This is a genomic window from Pseudomonas parafulva NBRC 16636 = DSM 17004, from assembly GCF_000730645.1.
GTDB lineage: Bacteria > Pseudomonadota > Gammaproteobacteria > Pseudomonadales > Pseudomonadaceae > Aquipseudomonas > Aquipseudomonas parafulva.
The window spans coordinates 1-18,196 of the sequence record NZ_BBIU01000027.1 but is presented as its reverse complement, the minus strand read 5'-3'; the positions used below and the strand labels follow the sequence as shown (position 1 = coordinate 18,196).

The following is an 18,196-nucleotide window of genomic DNA, read 5'->3' as shown; positions in this document are numbered from 1 at the left end:
CGTCTACCCAGACCGCGGCGCTTTACTTCGCTACGCCGCCTGCCGCGTTCTGCGCACTGGCACTGCGACGTGACTTGACCACGTACGAAACGAACATCACCAGCAACCATACCGGAATCGCGTAGACCGAGTTCTGGATGCCCGGAATCTGCAGCATGATGCCCAGGATAAGCAGCACGAACGCCAGTACCAGGTAGTTGCCGTAGGGGTACCACAGCGCCTTGAACAGCGGCTGCTGGCCGCTACGGTTCAGGTGCTGGCGGAACTTGAGGTGCGAATAGCTGATCATCGCCCAGTTGATCACCAGCGTTGCGACCACCAGCGACATGAGCATTTCCAGCGCGTTGGCCGGCATCAGGTAATTGAGCAGCACGGCGATCAGCGTCACCGCTGCCGATACCAGAATCGACCGCACGGGCACCCCACGGCTGTCGACCTTGGCCAGCGCTGCAGGTGCATCGCCCTGCTCAGCCATGCCCAGCAGCATGCGGGCATTGCAGTAGGTGCCGCTGTTGTACACCGACAGCGCTGCCGTCAGCACCACGAAGTTCAGCAGGTTGGCGGCCACGTCGCTGCCCAGCAGTGAGAACACCTGCACGAATGGGCTGCTGCCGTAGCTACCACCAGAGGCATCGATGCTCGCCACCAGGGTGTCCCACGGGGTCAGCGACAGCAACACCACCAGCGCGCCCACATAGAAGATGAGGATACGGTAGATAACCTGGTTGATCGCCTTGGGGATGACCGTTTTCGGCTTATCTGCTTCGGCAGCGGTGAAGCCGAGCATTTCCAGGCCGCCGAACGAGAACATGATGAAAGCCAGGGCCATCACCAGGCCGCTCACGCCATTGGGGAAGAAGCCGCCATGGGACCAGAGGTTGGTCAGGCTCGCGTCCGGGCCGCCATTGCCGCTGGTGAGCAGGTAGGCGCCCAGCGCGATCATGCTGACGATGGCGACCACCTTGATGATGGCGAACCAGAATTCAGCCTCGCCAAACAGCTTCACGTTCATCAGGTTGATGGCGTTGATCAGTACGAAGAACGCAGCCGCCGTGACCCAGACCGGGATCTCCGGCCACCAGTAATGCACATACTTGCCCACCGCCGACAGTTCGGACATGCCTACCAGGATGTAGAGGACCCAGCAGTTCCAACCGGACAGAAAGCCCGCAAAGCCGCCCCAGTAAGTGTGGGCGAAGTGGCTGAACGAACCTGCCACGGGCTCTTCGACGATCATCTCGCCAAGCTGGCGCATGATCAGGAAGGCAATGAAACCGCAGATGGCATAGCCCAGAATCATCGACGGGCCTGCCGATTTCATCACCCCGGCCGAACCCAGGAACAGCCCCGTACCGATGGCGCCACCGAGCGCGATCAACTGGATGTGGCGATTTTTCAGGCCCCGCTTGAGCTCGCCTGAATGCATGTTGGGTTCAGTCATGAACGAAGTCACCTGCATTGTTTTTATCTGTGACGGAATCGGACCCACCGCGCTTGTGGCGCAGCGGAATGGGCAAGGTGATTACCTTGGGTTTCCTGAGCGAGGTGCCGCCGTGGGCGGATCAGCCTGGTGTGGTCAGGAGTGCGCGGTACGCAAGGGGGTCACAGGTAAAACGCGGCGCACTGTATAACCCTGCAAACGCGCAGGCGTCAACGCATCGCGTCTTTTCTTCGGCGAAAAGCGCAGCGTTCCTGTGGGATTTGCCGTTGAAGGCGAGCTGATCGGCGTACATGGCGCCTCCATTTGTTGTTTTAGCAGCCGGGCTCTGTGGCGGGCTTTTGCACGTGGCAATGGGGGGTATGACACCGTGGGGCGGGGGTTTGGGCAAGAGGGGGGTGACGGGGTATGGGCGAAGTAGACCGCGTCGCGGCGGCAATATTTCTTTACGTAGGCACGAAAAGTCTGAAATGCGGGGATAGGCTGGGGGTGGGCGTATAGTTTTTTTTACAGACTGGTTTGGAAACTTGCCAGTCGCCTGAACGGTTGCTGCGGTTCGGGTGATGGGGATGAGGCTAGCGGGGATTTTGCCTGTGTGCGGTAGCGCTTGCGAGATCGGGCACCGCTTTGGCGGCGCTCGATCTCACAGGCCGAACGAGGCCGATCAGCCGCGTGGCTTGCCGCGGCCACGGCCGGCCGGCTTGTCGCCGTGCGGCTTGTCGGTACGCTTGCGCATTTCGCTAGGCCGCTCAGCCACGGCACTGCCGCGGTTGGGCTTGCGCGGGGTTTCTTCGCGGGCTGGGCGCTCGGGCGCACTGTCCTGTGCAGGGCGCAGGCTGCGCACGCGCTCGCCACGGCCCAGCGGGCGGGACGACTTGCGCTGCAGGCGCTCCATCTTGTCCTTGGCCTTGAGGTTCATGGTCGGCAGCGCTACTGGCTGCAAGCCCACTTCGGCGGCAAGGATGTCGATTTCGCCCTGGCTCATTTCACGCCAGCGGCCCATCGGCAGGTCCGAATTGAGGAACACCGGGCCAAAACGCACGCGCTTCAGGCGGCTGACCACCATGCCCTGGGACTCCCACAGGCGACGCACCTCACGGTTACGCCCTTCCATGACCACGCAGTGGTACCAGTGGTTGAAGCCTTCACCACCCGGCGCCTTCTGGATGTCGGTGAATTTCGCCGGGCCGTCTTCGAGCATCACACCCGCCTTCAGGCGTTCGATCATCTCGTCGTCCACCTCACCACGCACCCGCACCGCATATTCACGGTCCATCTCGTAAGAGGGGTGCATCAGGCGGTTGGCCAGCTCACCGTCGGTGGTGAACAGCAGCAGCCCGGTGGTGTTGATGTCGAGGCGGCCGATGTTGATCCAGCGGCCCTCTTTCGGGCGCGGCAGGCGATCGAATACTGTCGGGCGACCTTCTGGGTCGTCACGGGTACAGATTTCACCGTCGGGCTTGTTGTACATGATCACCCGGCGGGTCGCCTCGGCGGCTTCCTCGCGCTTGATCAGCTTGCCGTCAACGGCAATGGCATCGTGCAGGTCGACACGCTGGCCAAGGGTAGCGGCAACGCCGTTGACCTTGATGCGGCCCTGGCTGATCCAGGCCTCGACGTCACGGCGCGAGCCCACGCCAATGCGCGCCAGCACTTTCTGCAGCTTCTCGCCAGCGGGTGGGGTAATGTCGGTTTGTTGCAGGTCTTGCTCACTCATCTGGGCACCTCCCGGTGTAGGAATGAAAACAGGCATTTGGCAGCGAATGCGCCAAAAGGCCGCGCATCATACGCGGTTCAGCGTGGGAACGCACCGCAGCTTAGCGGGTTTTAACAGCTAGACGCGGTCTTTCTGCCCAGTGGAAGCGCTCAAGGCTCCAGCTTGCCCAGGCTCTCTGCGGCAGGCTCGGTTTCGCGCAGGTCGTCGAAATCGGTCTTGAGCCCCTGCTCCATGGCGTCGAGCTCCACCAACAGGCTTCGGAAGCTGGTTTCGTCCTTCGGTGGCGCAGGGTCTTCCTCTTCCCCAAGGCTGGCATCAGCCAACGCCTGCAAGTGGGCGGGCACCGGTGCGTCATCCGGGTCCAGCAGCGGCTCGGGTTCCATTTCCCGCAGGGCGGCAAGGGCGGGCAGGTCTTCCAGGCTTTTGAGGTTGAAGTGGTCGAGAAACGCCTTGGTGGTGGCGAACATCGCGGGCCGGCCTGGTACCTCGCGGTAGCCCACCACGCGAATCCACTCACGCTCCATCAGGGTTTTGACGATATTGCTGTTCACCGCCACGCCACGTACGTCTTCGATTTCACCGCGAGTGATAGGCTGGCGGTAGGCGATCAGGGCCAGGGTTTCGAGCAGCGCCCGCGAGTAACGCTGGGGGCGCTCTTCCCACAGCCGGCCCACCCAGGGGGCATACGCCTCGCGAATCTGCAGGCGGTAACCGCTGGCTACCTCCTTGAGTTCGAACGCACGGCCGTTGCACGACTTGCCCAACACCTCCAGGGCCTGGCGAAACACTTTCGGCTCGGGGCGCTCGGCCTCTTCGAACAGCTCGTACAGGCGCTCCAGAGACTGGGGTTTGCCCGAGGCCAGCAGGAAGGCTTCAATCAGCGACGCCAGGTCGCGCGGTTCATTCAGGTTCATCGGGTTCTTCAACAGAGGCCGGGCGTAGCCGCACATGAATGGCGGCGAAGGCCTCATTCTGCACCAGTTCCACCAGCGTTTCCTTCACCAGTTCGAGAATGGCCATGAAGGTGACCACCACCCCCAGCTTGCCTTCTTCCGGCGTGAACAGCTCGACAAAGGGTACGAAGCCACCGCCCTTCAGGCGCTCGAGTACCTGGCTCATGCGCTCGCGGGTCGACAGGGTTTCGCGGGTGATCTGATGGCTTTCGAACAGGTCATTGCGGCGCATCACCTCGGCCATGGAAAACAACAGTTCTTCCAGGCTGACTTCGGGCAGCAGCTTGCGCACCTTGGCCTGCGGCGCCTCCAGGCACGGCACCAGCACCTCGCGCCCCACCCTCGACAACCCGTCGATGCCCTCGGCGGCGGCCTTGAACCGCTCGTACTCCTGCAGCCGGCGGATCAGTTCGGCGCGCGGGTCGCCCTCCTCTTCATCCACGTCGACAGCGCGCGGCAGCAGCATGCGCGACTTGATCTCGGCAAGCATGGCCGCCATCACCAGGTACTCGGCAGCCAGCTCCAGGCGCACGCTTTTCATCAACTCGACGTACCCCATGTACTGTCGGGTAATTTCCGCCACCGGGATGTCGAGAATATCGATGTTCTGCTTGCGGATCAGGTACAGCAGCAGGTCCAGCGGGCCTTCGAAGGCTTCGAGGATGACTTCCAGGGCATCGGGCGGGATATACAGGTCCAGCGGCAGCTCGGTGACCGCCTCGCCATACACCAGCGCCAGTTGCAGCTGCCTGGGCACCTCGGCCTGGGGGGCCGGGGCCTCAGGCATTGATACCGGGTTCACGCGCTGACCAGGAACGGCGCCGGGTCGCCACAACCTTCGCGGATCAGCGCCGGCTCGTCGCCAGACAGGTCGATGATGGTGGAAGCCTTCAGGTCGCCATAGCCGCCGTCGATCACCAGGTCCACATGATGCTCCAGGCGTTCGCGGATTTCGTACGGGTCGGTCATTGGCTCTTCGTCGCCGGGCAGAATCAGGCTCACGCTCATCAGCGGCTCGCCCAGCTCTGCCAGCAGCGCCAGGGTGATGGCGTGGTCCGGCACGCGCAGGCCGATGGTGCGGCGCTTCTCGTGCAGCAACAGGCGCGGCACCTCGCGGGTACCGTTCAGAATGAAGGTGTAAGGGCCCGGCACATGGGCCTTGAGCAAGCGGAAGGTGCCGGTGTCGACCTTGGCGTACAGCCCCAGCTGCGACATGTCGCAACACATCAGGGTGAAGTTGTGGGTCTTGTCCAGCCCGCGCAGGCGCCGGACCCGCTCGATGGCGGCCTTGTCACCGATCTGGCAGCCCAGGGCGTAGGCCGAGTCGGTGGGGTACACCACCACCCCACCCTTGCGGATGATCTCCACCGCCTGACGGATCAGCCGCGCCTGCGGGTTCTCCGGATGAATCTGGAAAAATTGGCTCACGTACTCGTCCTGTTCATGCCGACATTGGCTGTTCATGGCTGAAACGGCGCCACAGAGGTGGCAGGTCCTCGGGCAAAGGCCGGTAGGCACCGATCTCGCCCCAGGTGCCGGGGCCGTGGAAATCACTGCCAGCGCTTGCCAGCAGGCCGAATTCACGGGTAAGGATGGACAGGGTACCCACCTGCTCGGCGGGCATCATGCCGTTGACCACTTCAAGCGCCTGCCCCCCTGCCTGAATATAGTCGGCTATCAGCCGTCTGCGCTTGCTGCGTGTCAGCGTGTAATGCATCGGGTGGGCCAGGCTTACCCAGGCATTGGACTGCCGCAGGGTGGCAACGGTTTCCTCCAGCGTGGGCCAGTGCTGCTTGACGTCGCCCAGCTTGCCGGCACCCAGCCATTTGCGAAACGCCTCGCCGCGGTCCTTGACGTGCCCGGCCCGTACCAGGTATTCGGCAAAATGCGGGCGCGCCGGCGCGTTGCCGCTGTCGCCCAGTGCGTGCTGAACCTGGCGTGCGCCTTGCAGCGTGCCGGGCATGCCCTTGGCGGCCAGGCGTTTGTCGATCTCTTCGGCGCGCAGCCAGCGGCCGCGGTGCAGCGCCTCGATGGCGGCCAGCAACGGTGGGGCGTCCAGCGGGAAGTCATACCCCAGCACGTGGATGGTGGCGCCACCCCAAGTGCAGGACAACTCCACCCCGCTGACCCAGTGCATGCCGTGCGACTGGCAGGCCTGGCGCGCTTCGGGCAGGCCTTCGAGGGTGTCATGGTCGGTGAGCGCCAGCGTTCGCACCCCATGCTCGAAGGCCCGGGCGACCAGGACCGAAGGCGACAGGGCGCCATCGGAGGCCGTGCTGTGACAGTGCAGATCAACATTCATGGAGTAGCGCTTTCGCTGGAATCGATGTTTGTTATTATGCCGTCACATCCCGGTTCTGGCTGCCATTGTGAAACAATTCATCGATTTCATCCCGCTGCTGCTGTTCTTCATCGTCTACAAGCTGGACCCGCGCCCTGTCGAACTGGCTGGGCACAGCTTCGAGTTTGGCGGCATCTACAGCGCCACGGCGATGCTCATCGTCAGTTCGCTGGTGGTCTATGGCGCCCTGTTCCTGCGCCAGCGCAAGCTGGAAAAGGGCCAGTGGCTGACGCTTGTCGCCTGCCTGGTGTTCGGCGGCCTTACCCTCACCTTCCACAGCGAAACCTTCCTCAAGTGGAAGGCACCCGTGGTGAACTGGCTGTTCGCCCTGGCCTTCGCGGGCAGCCACTTCATAGGTGACCGGGTGCTGATCAAGCGCATCATGGGCCATGCCCTGACCCTGCCAGATGCCATCTGGACGCGCCTGAACCTGGCCTGGATAGGCTTTTTCGTGTTCTGCGGTGCCGCCAACCTGTTCGTCGCCTTCACCTTCCAGGACTTCTGGGTGGACTTCAAGGTGTTCGGCAGCCTGGGCATGACCGTGCTCTTCCTGGTGGCACAGGGCGTGTACCTGTCCCGCCACCTGCACGATGACCCCTCTACCTCCAAACCCAAGGATTGACATGCTCTACGCCATCATCGCCAGCGACGTCGCCAACTCCCTGGAAAAACGCCTGGCTGCACGCCCTGCGCACATCGAGCGCCTGCAGCAGCTCAAGGCCGAAGGCCGTGTGGTGCTGGCCGGCCCGCACCCGGCCATCGACAGCAACGACCCGGGCGACGCCGGTTTCAGTGGCAGCCTGATCGTTGCCGAATTCGATTCGCTTACCGCCGCCCAGGCCTGGGCCGATGCCGACCCCTATATCGCTGCGGGCGTGTACGAACAGGTCGTGGTCAAACCCTTCAAGCAAGTTATGCCTTGATCGCCCTGGCGGCGCCACGCCGGTCACAGTTGCACGCGGGCCTTAGGACTGCGGTATCTTTGCCACTGGCGGACCAACGAGTCGCCGTCAATGGTTGAATTGAGTGAGTCATGAGCGAGCTGTTACTGATTGATGATGACCAGGAGCTGTGCGACCTGCTCGCCAGCTGGCTGACCCAGGAAGGCTTCAGCGTGCGCGCCTGCCACGATGGCCAGGCCGCACGCCAGGCGCTGGCCGATCAGGCGCCGGCCGCCGTGGTGCTGGACGTGATGCTGCCCGATGGCAGCGGCCTGGAGCTGCTCAAGCAGCTGCGCAGCGAACACGCCGAACTGCCGGTGCTGATGCTGTCTGCCCGGGGCGAGCCCCTGGACCGTATCCTGGGCCTGGAGCTGGGTGCTGACGATTACCTGGCCAAACCCTGTGACCCACGGGAACTCACCGCGCGCCTGCGCGCCGTGTTGCGCCGCAGCCACCCCACCGCCACCAGCAGCCAGCTGGAGCTGGGCGACCTGGTATACAGCCCTGCCAGGGGCGTGGCCAGTATCGACGGCCGGGAAATGACCCTTACCCTGTCCGAAAGCCGGATTCTCGAGGCCCTGCTGCGGCAGCCGGGCGAGCCGCTGGACAAGCAGGAACTGGCGCAGATCGGCCTTGGCCGCAAGCTGACCCTGTACGACCGCAGCCTGGACATGCATGTGAGCAACCTGCGCAAGAAAATCGGCCCCCATGCCGACGGGCGCCCGCGTATCGTCGCCTTGCGCAGCCGCGGTTACTACTACGCCCAGTGAGCAATGCGCTGCACTAACCAACGGTAGGCCGTGCGCAAACGGCTTGCAGCGCCCCCTGCCCCTTTACCTTTCCTTTACCCTGCACTGACGGCGCTTGACGGTCACCGCCCTAGACTGTGCCCATCCGGTCACTGCCGGCCTATGAAAGGAGAGACACCATGCGCAAGACCCTCACCGCCCTGCTGTTCGCCGCCGCCCTGCCAACCGTGGCCATGGCCATGCCTGATGGCGGCCCACGCCCGGACGGCCCGCACCACCGCGGCGGCCCGGCCTTCCATGAGCTGGACCTGACCCGCGACCAACGTGAACAGGTGGGCAAACTGATGGGCGAGCAAATGCAGCAGCGTCGCGACATCACCGAGCGTTACTTGGAGAAGCTGCCAGCTGCCGACCAGAAGGCCATGAAAGACGAACTGCAGGCCAGCCGCGACAAGACCGACAGCGCCGTACGCAACCTGCTCAAGCCTGACCAGCAGAAGAAGTTCGACGAACTGCAGAAAGAACGCGCAGCCAAACGCGCCGAATGGCAGGAATTCCAGACCTGGAAAGCTGAAAAAGCCAAGAAGGCCCAGTAAGCTTTCAACTCGACGCCCGCCCCGCATCAGGCCAGCCTGGTGCGCGGCGGGCTTTTACCGTTTGCGGAGGTGCTCGTGCGTTCATTGTTCTGGCGCATTCTGGCCAGTTTCTGGCTGGCCATCGCCCTTGTGGCAGGGTTGTCGATCCTGCTGGGGCACATGCTCAACCAGGACGCCTGGATACTCAGCCGTCACCCAGGGCTCAATACCCTGGCCAGTCAGTGGGCCAAGCACTACGAGCAAGAGGGTGTAGACCCGGCGCAGCGTTTTCTGGAGCGGCGCAAGGACCGCTACAAGATCGACGTGCAGGTGCTGGACGACAGCGGCGATGCCGTGGTCCCGGGTACCTTCCCGCGCCGGGCCGCCGCCCTGGAGGCACGCCAGCACAATGATGAACGCCGCTTGCCGTGGCGCCGGCTGACCGAGGAATACACCAGCCCCAAGTCGGGCAACTCCTACCTGCTTATCTACCGCATTCCACACCCGGCCCTGGACGCCTGGCACCGCGAGAGCCTGCTGTGGCCACTGAGTGCGCTGGGGATCGCGCTGGTGGTGCTGACCCTGTTCAGCCTGCTGGTAACGCTGTCGATCACCCGCCCGTTAAGCCGGCTGCGCAGCGCCGTGCATGACCTGGGCCAGACCACCTACCAGCAGAACAGTCTGGCGCAACTGGCAGCCAGGCGCGATGAGTTCGGCGTACTGGCGCAGGATTTCAACAAGATGGGCGCGCGCCTGCAGAGCACGATCGGCAGCCAACGCCAGTTGCTGCGCGACGTGTCTCACGAGCTGCGTTCGCCACTGGCCCGGCTGCGCATTGCCCTGGCCCTGGCCGAACGGGCGGACCCCGAGCAGCGCGAGGCCCTATGGCCACGCCTGGCCCGCGAGTGTGACCGGCTGGAAGACCTGATCAGCGAGATTCTCACCCTGGCCAGGGTCGATGCCGACCAGGCCCATGCCGAACCGGTCGACCTCAATGCCCTGCTGGGTAGCGTGCGCAAGGACGCACTGCTAAGCGCCCCCGAACAGGACGTGCGCCTGGAAGCGCAGCCGGGCCTGACCCTGCAGGGCTGGCCCACGCTCATCGAGCGCGCCGTGGATAACCTGCTGCGCAACGCACTGCGCTTCAACCCGCCAGGCCAGCCCGTGGAGTTGCGCGCTGTACGCGAAGGCGATCAGGTGCGGGTGAGCGTGCGTGATCACGGCCCAGGCGCGGCGGCGGCGCACCTGACGCGGCTGGGTGAACCGTTCTTCCGCGCGCCGGGGCAGGAGTCCCCAGGCCACGGCCTGGGGTTGGCCATCGCCCGCAAGGCGGCCGAGCGCCATGGCGGCGGCCTGACGCTGGAAAACCACCCGCAAGGAGGCTTTGTGGCGACACTGGAGCTGCCAGTGGCCGAGGCCGCGGGCAGTTGAGGCAAGGGCCGCTGCCTAGCCCCAGGTACAGACGAAATCGGCGGTTTGCAGCACGGGCGCCGTACGCGGCTCGTTCAGCGGGGTACCCACGTACAGGAAGCCGATCAGCTCTTCATTGTCCGCAAGGCCAAGGCCTTGGTGCACATGCGCATCGAAAGCCAGGTCACCGGTGCGCCACACCGCACCGATACCTTGGGCGTGGGCGGCAATGAGGATACCGTGCGCCGCACAGCCGGCAGCCAGACGCTGTTCGGATTTAGGCACCTTGAAATGATCCTGCAGGCTTGCGACCACCACGATCAGCAGCGGCGCCCGCAGCGGCATCGCCCGTGCCTTGTCCAGCGCCGCCTCGGTCGCCTCGCCTTTGCCCTTCACGGCCTCGGCGAACAGCTCACCCAAACGCTCGCGCGCGGCACCCTCGATGGTGAGGAACCGCCAAGGCCGCAACTGGCCATGGTCCGGCGCACGCAAGGCGGCCTGGAACAGCGCTTCACGCTGGGCCTCATTGGGCGCCGGGTCGGTCAGGCGTGGCACGGAAACACGGTTGAGCAATGCGTCGAGAGCCTCCATCGGCTACCCTCCTGATAATTGAATGTGCGGTCATTCTCAGGCTGCAAGCTACAAGCTGCAAGCAGCACGGCAGGCAGCTGCCGATTGGGCTTGAGCCTGCGCGCCTCGCAGGTAGAATGGCGCCCTTCCGTTCCGAGCCCGAGCACAGCACATGGCGTTGCCGACCCTGAGGATCATTGGTTTCATCATCGGCATCTTCCTGATCACGCTGGCGGTGGGCATGGCCGTCCCCATGGCGACACTGGTGATCTTCGAACGTACCAGTGACATGCCGTCGTTCCTGTGGTCGAGCCTGATCACCTTCCTGGCAGGCTTGGCGCTGGTCATCCCGGGGCGCCCCGAGCACGTGCACCTGCGCCCGCGTGACATGTACCTGCTGACGGTATGCAGTTGGCTGGTGGTCTGCGTGTTCGCCGCGTTGCCGTTTCTGCTTACCCAGCATATCAGCTACACCGACGCTTTCTTCGAAAGCATGTCGGGCATCACCGCCACGGGCGCCACCGTGCTCAGCGGGCTGGACACCATGTCGCCCGGCATCCTGATGTGGCGCTCGATGCTGCACTGGCTGGGGGGGATCGGCTTCATCGCGATGGCGGTGGCGATCCTGCCGCTGCTGCGTATCGGTGGCATGCGGCTGTTCCAGACCGAATCCTCCGACCGCTCTGAGAAGGTCATGCCACGCTCGCACATGGTGGCCAAGTCCATCGTGGCGGTGTACGTGGGCTTCTCGATACTGGGTGCGCTGGCCTTCTGGTGGGCCGGCATGAGCCCGTTCGACGCCATCAACCATGCCATGTCGGCGATCTCCACAGGTGGCTTTTCTACCTCGGACCAATCCCTGGCCAAGTGGGACATCCCTGCCGTGCACTGGGTGGCCGTGGTGGTGATGATTCTTGGCAGCCTGCCGTTCACCCTGTATGTGGCCACCCTGCGCGGCAACCGCGGCGCGCTGATCCGCGACCAGCAGGTACAGGGCCTGCTCGGTATGCTGGTGGCCACCTGGCTGGTGCTGGGCACCTGGTACTGGTACACCACCAACCTGCACTGGCTGGACGCCCTGCGGCACGTTGCGCTGAACGTCACGTCGGTGGTCACCACCACCGGCTTTGCCCTGGGCGACTACAGCCTGTGGGGCAACTTCTCGCTGATGCTGTTCTTCTACCTGGGCTTCGTCGGCGGCTGCTCCGGCTCAACCGCCGGGGGCATCAAGATTTTCCGCTTCCAGGTGGCCTACATTCTGCTAAAGGCCAACCTCAACCAACTGATCCACCCACGTGCGGTGATCAAGCAGAAGTACAACGGCCACCGCCTGGACGAAGAAATCGTGCGCTCCATTCTCACGTTCTCGTTTTTCTTCGCCATCACCATCTGCGTCATGGCGCTGCTGCTGTCGCTGCTGGGCGTGGACTGGATGACCGCGCTCACCGGCGCTGCCGGTACCGTTTCCGGGGTGGGGCCTGGGCTTGGAGAGGTGATCGGCCCATCGGGCAATTACGCCAAGCTGCCAGATGCCGCCAAGTGGATCCTGGCCAGCGGCATGCTGTTGGGGCGTCTGGAGATCATTACCGTGCTGGTGTTGTGCATGCCTGCATTCTGGCGTCACTGACCGCATCGGCCTGGGTACCCAGGCGGGCGCGGTATTCGGTGGGGGTGGTGTCGAACCAGCGGCGGAAGGCCCGGTAGAAATTGCTGGGGTCGGCGAAGCCCAGCAGGTAGGCGGTTTCCAGCAGGGTCATGCCAGGCTGGGCCAGGTACTGCTCGGCCAGTTCGCGCCGGGTGTCATCGAGCAACGACTGAAAACTGGTGCCCTCTTCCTGCAAGCGCCGCTGCAGCGTGCGTTGCGACAGGTGCAGGGCCTGGGCCAGGGTTTCGCGCTTCGGTTCCCCTTGGGGCAGGATGCGGCAGAGCACCTGACGCACCCGATGCGTCACTCGGGTTTCAGAAAAGCGTGCCAGGTACTCGCCGGCAAAACGGTCATGCAGCACGGCCATGGCTTCGTTGGCGGTCGGCAGCGGTGCCTCCATGTCAGCGCGCTCGAACACCAGTGCATCGTGAGGCGCACCAAAAACCAGGGGCGAATGGAAGGCGACTTTGTACGGTTCCACGTTTTTCGGCTGGGGGCCTTGCACCAAAACCCGGCGCGGCTGCACCGGCCGGCCGCTCAGCCATTTGCACAGCGCCAGCGCACAGGCCAGGGACGCCTCGGCACTGTGCCGGGTCGGCGGCAGGTGATCGCCATGCACGGTCAGGATCAACGAATAGCCCTCGGCACCCAAGGTGAAACTCAGGTCGGAGCTTTCGGCGATGATGCGCTGGTAGCGCACCAGCCGCTCGAAACCTTCCGCCAGGGTACGGCTGGACATCAAGGCGTAGCCCACCACGTGGAACGAAGCGGGCCGCACCACGCGCGCCATGTTCAGGCCGATGGCCTCGTTGCCCGAGAGCTCGACGGCCAATTGCCAAAGCCGGGTCATGGAATCTTGCGCAAAGCGTGCGTCAGGGTCGTCAAGGGCGGCGAAATCAAGCCCCAACTGCCGGAACATGGCCTGGCAGTCCAGCCCCTCCAGCTCGAGCGCCTTCACGATCCCTGATGCCCAGCTGGCTGACGTGGTTCTTTCGCTCATGGCATGCTTCTTATCCTGACCGCGCCTGCGGTGAACCCCAAGGATACTCAATTGGCGCCTATTGTCACTGGTCGGCCCCGCCAATGACTCTAGACTCGAATCAGGCTCCACGCCGTGCATCCCGTCCAGAAGTCCCAACCCGGAGCACTGACATGCACCCCACCGCGCCATTTCGCAGCTTTGCCGAGTTCTACCCATATTACCTGGGCGAGCACAGCAACCCCACGTGCCGCCGCCTGCACTTCGTTGGCACCAGCCTGGTGATCGCCCTGCTGGCCTACACCCTGGGCAGCGGCAAATGGCTTCTACTGCTGGCAGTACCGGTGGTGGGCTATGGCTTCGCCTGGGTCGGGCATTTCTTCTTCGAAAAAAACCGGCCAGCCACCTTCACCTACCCGCTCTACAGCCTGATCGGTGATTTCGCCATGTTCAGGGATGTACTGTTGGGCAAGGTTCGGCTGTAGCCCTCACACCTGAACAGGCGCCTTCTGCACCACGGTGCCAGCCTGCGCCTCGGCCAGCCGATACAGTTCGATCGTGCCATCCCAATGCTCGATCAGCGCGGTGCACGACTCGACCCAGTCCCCACAGTTCAAGTACTCCACTTCCCCTACCTTGCGCATCTCGGCGTGATGGATGTGCCCGCACACTACCCCGTGAAAGCCACGGCGGGTGCATTCGTGGGCGATGGCTTGCTCAAAGTCGCTGATGAAGTTCACCGCGCCCTTGACCTTGTGCTTGAGGTAAGCCGACAGCGACCAGTAACCATAACCATACCGGGCACGCCAGTGATTGAGCCAACGGTTGAGCACCAGGGTGAACTCGTAGGCGCGGTCGCCGAGAAACGCCAGCCAGCGATGGTAGCGGGTGATCACATCGAACTGGTCACCGTGCACCACCAGCAGGCGGCGGCCGTCAGCGGTCAGGTGCTCGGCCTCGTCCACCAACTGGATATTGCCCAGTACCAGCTTTGAATAACGGCGCAGAAACTCGTCATGGTTGCCGGTAACGTAGATAACGTCCGTACCCCGCTTGCTCATGGTGAGCAGGCGGCGGATGACGTTGGTGTGGGCCTGCGGCCAGTAGATGCCGCCACGCAGCTTCCAGCCGTCGATGATGTCACCCACCAGGTAGATACGGTCGGCCTGATAAGCCTTCAAAAACCGTGACAAGTGCTCGGCCTGGCAGTCACGGGTGCCCAGGTGCACGTCCGAGATCCACAGGGTACGCACCCGCTGCTTGCGTGAGGGGCGGGACAGTTCGGCATGGGTCATGGGCAGGCTCCGGCGCTGTTTGCTGGAGACTGGCAGCCGGGTATGACAGTGCCATGGCAAAACGGTGACCGATGATGGCAGGGGCCGGATCATGCACAATGCCCTGCCTGCCTGAGGAAACTGCTCGATGAACCACCGCACTGCCCTGGGCGCCTTGCACATAGGCGCGTTGTTTTTCGGCCTGACCGGCGTGCTCGGCAAGCTGGCCGCCAGCGCCAGCCCGTCGGTCATCGTGTTTGGCCGGGCGGGCTTTGCAGTACTGGCCCTGGCGGCCTTTGCCAGCCTTGCCGGCCCCGGCTGGCGCCGGCCCTGCGCCCGGGACAGCCTTCAATTGCTGCTCGGCGGCCTGCTGCTGGCCGGGCACTGGGTGAGTTTTTTTATCGCTGTGAGGGTGGGCGGCGTGGCCATCGCCACGCTGGGCTTCGCCAGTTTCCCGGCCTTTACCGTAGTGCTCGAAGGGTTGCTGTTCCGCGAGCGCATCCGGGCTAAAGAAGCGGTACTGGTACTGCTGGTAAGCGTTGGGCTGGTGTTGGTAACACCTTCCTTCGACCTTGCCAGCGAAGCCACTGGGGGCCTGCTCTGGGCGCTGCTTTCGGGACTGCTGTTTTCACTGCTGTCGCTCACCAACCGGGCACGCTCAGGTGGCCTGCCAGCGGTGCAGGCCGCGCTGTGGCAGAACCTGGTGGTCGGGCTGTGCCTGTTGCCCTTCGCCACCCCTGACCTGGCCGAGGTCACGGCCATGGACTGGGTGTGGCTGGGCCTGCTCGGGGTTTTCTGCACGGGGGTGGCCCACAGCCTGTTCGTCGCCAGCCTTGGCGTGGTCAAGGCGCGTACAGCGGCGTTGGTGTTCTGCATGGAGCCCATTTACGGCATTGCCCTGGCCTGGCTGATCTTCGCCGAAACCCCGAGCCCGCGCATGCTGCTGGGGGGCGTGCTGATCCTGTGCTCCATTGTGCTGGCCAGCCGCCAGGGCGCGGCGCAACCAACCAGGCAACGGCCACAGGCGCGGCACGGGTAATCAGCGGTCGTTGTGCCCCAGGTCGCGCTGAGGGTCGATCTGATCGCGCACGCGCTGCTTCAATACCTTGGCCTCGGGGAAGCCGCCATCGGCCTTGCGCTCCCAGATCTGCACACCGTTGCAGGTGATGCGAAACACCCCACCCGTACCAGGCTGCAGTGCCACCTGCCCCAGGTCGTCGGCAAATGTGCTGAGCAGCTCCTGGGCCAGCCAGCCGGCGCGCAGCAACCACTGGCACTGGGTGCAATACGTGATGACAATTTCCGGTTTGCTTTCGGCCATGGTGGCGGGTCTCCAGGTGGGTGGCCGCTTATACTAGCGGGCTTTCGCCTCCGGTTTGAGACCTACGATGCGCCGTTCGCTGTTCTGCCTGCTGCTTACCTTCGCCTGTTTCACGGCAATGGCCGCCGAGCCTGCCCGGCCTAAAGTCGGCCTGGTGTTGTCTGGCGGTGCGGCCCGTGGCCTGGCCCACATCGGCGTATTGAGGGCGCTGGAGGAACAGGGCGTGCATATCGATGCGATTGCCGGCACCAGCATGGGTGCGGTGGTGGGCGGCCTGTATGCGTCGGGTTACAGCGTTCAGGAGCTGGAACACCTGGCCACCACCCTCGACTGGCAGCAGGCGCTCTCTGACGCGCCCCCTCGCGAAGACGTGCCGTTTCGCCGCAAGCAGGACGACCGCGACTTTCTGGTGCGGCAAAAGCTGAGCTTTCGCGACGATGGCAGCCTGGGCCTACCGCTGGGGGTGATCCAGGGGCAGAACCTGGCGTTGCTGCTGGAGAGCAAGCTGGCCCACACCGCCGACACGCGGGACTTCGACAAGCTGCCGATCCCGTTCCGCGCCGTGGCCACCGACATCGCCAGTGGCGAAAAAGTGGTGTTCAGCCAGGGGCACCTGCCCCAGGTGATCCGCGCCAGCATGTCCATCCCGGCAGTATTCGCCCCCGTAGAACTGGATGGCCGCCTGCTGGTGGATGGCGGCATGGTGGACAACATTCCGCTGGATGTGGCCCGGGACATGGGGGTAGACGTGGCCATCGTGGTCGATATCGGCACCCCGCTGCGTGACCGCAAGCAATTGTTGACGGTGGTCGACGTGCTCACCCAGTCGATCACCCTGATGACCCGGCGCAACTCCGAGGCGCAGCTGGCCAACCTGCGCCGTGACGATATCCTCGTGCAACCGCCACTCGCTGCCTATGGCGTGGCCGATTTCAGCCGCGCCAGGGACATGATCGATGCCGGCTACCGCGCCGCCAGCCTGCTGGCTCCGCGCCTGGCTGCGCTGGCCCGCCCCGAAGGTGACGGCGAGCTGGCGGTGGCTCGCTCGCCCCACCAGCGCACCCCTGTGATTACCGCCATCAAAATTGAAAACGACTCGAAGGTGAGCGATCAGGTGATCCGTTCGTACATCCGCCAACCGATCGGTGCCCCGCTGGAGCTGAGCCACCTGGAAACCGACATGGGCACCTTGTACGGCCTGGATTACTTCGACCGGGTGCAGTACCGCGTGGTGCACAAGGGTGATGACAATACCCTGGTCATCAACGCGCGGGGGCGCCGCGGCGGCACCGATTACCTGCGCCTGGGCCTTAACCTGTCGGACGACCTGCGTGGAGAAAGCGCCTTCAACCTGGGCGCCAGCTACCGGGTGAACGGCATCAACAGCCTGGGGGCCGAGTGGCTGACCCGCGGCCAGATCGGTGATGAGCAAGCGCTGTACAGCGAGTTCTATCAACCCCTGGACGCCGGTTCGCGCTACTTCGTGGCGCCGTACCTGGACATGGGCTCCAGCAACATCGTGGCTTCATTGCAAAACGACCCTATTGCCGAGTACCGCCTGGAGCGGTATGGGTTTGGCATCAACGTGGGCCGGCAGATCGGCAACAACGGCGAAGTGCGCCTGGGGGCGGGCAAAGCCTGGGGCCAGGCCGAAGTACGTATTGGCGCCCAGGACCTGCCCAAGGTCAGTTTCAATGAAGGGTTCTATGAGCTGAAGTACTCGTTCGACACACTGGACAACGTCTACTTTCCACACCACGGCGAAGACATCAGCCTGAGCTTGCGCAAGTTCGACAAGTCACTGGACTCTGACGTCAACTATCGTCAATGGTTGTTCAACCTGGACAAGGCCATCGGCAGCGGGCCGAACACCTTCGTGCTGGGCGGGCGCTATGGGCGCACGCTGGATGCCACCGATGTGGTGACCTCCAGTTTCGTGATGGGCGGTGCGCGGGAGTTGTCTGGTTTCCGACAGGGCTCGGTGACCGGGCAGAACGTGAGCCTGATGCGCATGGTGTATTACCGCCGCCTGACCCCGCAGGCGTATGTGCCGCTGGACTTCCCGCTGTACATCGGCGGCTCGCTGGAGCGCGGCAGGGCCTGGAACAACGACAATGAGTTCGACAGTGGCTACATCAACGCCGCTAGCATCTTCCTGGGCCTGGAAACACCACTCGGGCCGCTTACCTTCACCTACGGCGCCAACAGTGCCCACGAGCAGGCGGTGTACCTGAACCTTGGCCAGACGTTCTAGGCCCGCAAGGATGCTATGCCCCTGTGGGA

Annotated in this window: 19 protein-coding genes; 9 read left to right on the top strand and 10 right to left on the bottom strand. The window is 63.9% G+C overall.

Annotation, left to right across the window (positions count from 1 at the left end; genetic code table 11):
• Window positions 1–22: 22 nt before the first annotated feature.
• From PPA02S_RS16890 to PPA02S_RS16865, 6 genes are all read right to left on the bottom strand, one after another.
• Window positions 23–1,441: an amino acid permease gene (locus PPA02S_RS16890; RefSeq protein ID WP_161629601.1), complete on the bottom strand. Its 1,419-nt coding sequence runs from the start codon at window positions 1,439–1,441 to the stop codon at window positions 23–25.
• A gap of 661 nt (window positions 1,442–2,102) precedes the next feature.
• Window positions 2,103–3,155, bottom strand: coding sequence for a 23S rRNA pseudouridine(2605) synthase RluB (rluB, locus tag PPA02S_RS16885; RefSeq protein ID WP_028635491.1), 1,053 nt, complete (start codon window positions 3,153–3,155; stop codon window positions 2,103–2,105).
• Between the two features lie 149 nt (window positions 3,156–3,304).
• Window positions 3,305–4,069, bottom strand: a complete 765-nt coding sequence (scpB, locus tag PPA02S_RS16880) for an SMC-Scp complex subunit ScpB (RefSeq protein ID WP_028635490.1) — start codon at window positions 4,067–4,069, stop codon at window positions 3,305–3,307.
• Window positions 4,056–4,895, bottom strand: a complete 840-nt coding sequence (locus tag PPA02S_RS16875) for a segregation and condensation protein A (RefSeq protein ID WP_487042803.1) — start codon at window positions 4,893–4,895, stop codon at window positions 4,056–4,058. Before PPA02S_RS16875 ends, scpB begins: the two co-directional genes overlap by 14 nt.
• A gap of 11 nt (window positions 4,896–4,906) precedes the next feature.
• Window positions 4,907–5,536, bottom strand: coding sequence for an L-threonylcarbamoyladenylate synthase (locus PPA02S_RS16870; protein ID WP_033728206.1), 630 nt, complete (start codon window positions 5,534–5,536; stop codon window positions 4,907–4,909).
• Window positions 5,537–5,549: 13 nt separating this feature from the next.
• Window positions 5,550–6,410 (bottom strand): PHP domain-containing protein, encoded by an 861-nt coding sequence (locus PPA02S_RS16865; RefSeq protein WP_028635487.1) that lies wholly within the window; start codon window positions 6,408–6,410, stop codon window positions 5,550–5,552.
• Window positions 6,411–6,477: 67 nt separating this feature from the next.
• On the opposite strand from PPA02S_RS16865, the gene PPA02S_RS16860 reads away from it, so the two are divergent.
• The 5 genes from PPA02S_RS16860 (at window position 6,478) to PPA02S_RS16840 (ending at window position 10,145) form a co-directional block, all read left to right on the top strand.
• Window positions 6,478–7,071 (top strand): septation protein A, encoded by a 594-nt coding sequence (locus PPA02S_RS16860; RefSeq protein WP_028635486.1) that lies wholly within the window; start codon window positions 6,478–6,480, stop codon window positions 7,069–7,071.
• Between the two features lies 1 nt (window position 7,072).
• Complete coding sequence (locus PPA02S_RS16855; protein WP_028635485.1) at window positions 7,073–7,372, top strand: YciI family protein; 300 nt, start codon at window positions 7,073–7,075, stop codon at window positions 7,370–7,372.
• 110 nt (window positions 7,373–7,482) lie between these two features.
• On the top strand, window positions 7,483–8,160 hold the full coding sequence (locus PPA02S_RS16850; RefSeq protein ID WP_028635484.1) for a response regulator transcription factor: 678 nt from the start codon (window positions 7,483–7,485) through the stop codon (window positions 8,158–8,160).
• Window positions 8,161–8,318: 158 nt separating this feature from the next.
• Window positions 8,319–8,735 (top strand): Spy/CpxP family protein refolding chaperone, encoded by a 417-nt coding sequence (locus PPA02S_RS16845; protein WP_028635483.1) that lies wholly within the window; start codon window positions 8,319–8,321, stop codon window positions 8,733–8,735.
• A gap of 69 nt (window positions 8,736–8,804) precedes the next feature.
• Window positions 8,805–10,145 (top strand): sensor histidine kinase, encoded by a 1,341-nt coding sequence (locus tag PPA02S_RS16840; protein WP_028635482.1) that lies wholly within the window; start codon window positions 8,805–8,807, stop codon window positions 10,143–10,145.
• 15 nt (window positions 10,146–10,160) lie between these two features.
• Here PPA02S_RS16840 and PPA02S_RS16835 read toward each other — a convergent pair whose 3' ends face one another.
• A complete protein-coding gene (locus tag PPA02S_RS16835) occupies window positions 10,161–10,715 on the bottom strand; it encodes a nitroreductase family protein (protein WP_028635481.1) in 555 nt (184 codons plus the stop codon).
• A gap of 151 nt (window positions 10,716–10,866) precedes the next feature.
• On the opposite strand from PPA02S_RS16835, the gene PPA02S_RS16830 reads away from it, so the two are divergent.
• A complete protein-coding gene (locus PPA02S_RS16830; protein WP_028635480.1) occupies window positions 10,867–12,321 on the top strand; it encodes a TrkH family potassium uptake protein in 1,455 nt (484 codons plus the stop codon).
• On the opposite strand, the gene PPA02S_RS16825 is transcribed toward PPA02S_RS16830, so the two are convergent.
• On the bottom strand, window positions 12,278–13,339 hold the full coding sequence (locus PPA02S_RS16825) for an AraC family transcriptional regulator (RefSeq protein ID WP_028635479.1): 1,062 nt from the start codon (window positions 13,337–13,339) through the stop codon (window positions 12,278–12,280). The genes PPA02S_RS16830 and PPA02S_RS16825 overlap by 44 nt on opposite strands.
• 152 nt (window positions 13,340–13,491) lie before the next feature.
• Between PPA02S_RS16825 and PPA02S_RS16820 the strand changes: the two genes are divergently transcribed.
• Window positions 13,492–13,803 carry an Mpo1-like protein gene (locus PPA02S_RS16820; protein ID WP_028635478.1) on the top strand — a complete coding sequence of 104 codons (312 nt, stop codon included), beginning with the start codon at window positions 13,492–13,494 and terminating at the stop codon, window positions 13,801–13,803.
• Between the two features lie 3 nt (window positions 13,804–13,806).
• On the opposite strand, the gene PPA02S_RS16815 is transcribed toward PPA02S_RS16820, so the two are convergent.
• Complete coding sequence (locus PPA02S_RS16815; RefSeq protein ID WP_028635477.1) at window positions 13,807–14,613, bottom strand: UDP-2,3-diacylglucosamine diphosphatase; 807 nt, start codon at window positions 14,611–14,613, stop codon at window positions 13,807–13,809.
• A 127-nt stretch (window positions 14,614–14,740) separates the two neighbouring features.
• Here PPA02S_RS16815 and PPA02S_RS16810 point away from each other — a divergent pair, with 127 nt between their 5' ends.
• Window positions 14,741–15,631, top strand: a complete 891-nt coding sequence (locus PPA02S_RS16810) for a DMT family transporter (RefSeq protein WP_028635476.1) — start codon at window positions 14,741–14,743, stop codon at window positions 15,629–15,631.
• Here the strand turns inward: PPA02S_RS16810 and PPA02S_RS16805 are convergent, their stop codons facing one another.
• Window positions 15,632–15,913, bottom strand: coding sequence for an Rdx family protein (locus PPA02S_RS16805; RefSeq protein ID WP_028635475.1), 282 nt, complete (start codon window positions 15,911–15,913; stop codon window positions 15,632–15,634).
• 67 nt (window positions 15,914–15,980) lie between these two features.
• On the opposite strand from PPA02S_RS16805, the gene PPA02S_RS16800 reads away from it, so the two are divergent.
• Window positions 15,981–18,167 (top strand): patatin-like phospholipase family protein, encoded by a 2,187-nt coding sequence (locus PPA02S_RS16800; RefSeq protein WP_028635474.1) that lies wholly within the window; start codon window positions 15,981–15,983, stop codon window positions 18,165–18,167.
• The last annotated feature ends 29 nt before the right edge of the window (window positions 18,168–18,196 follow it).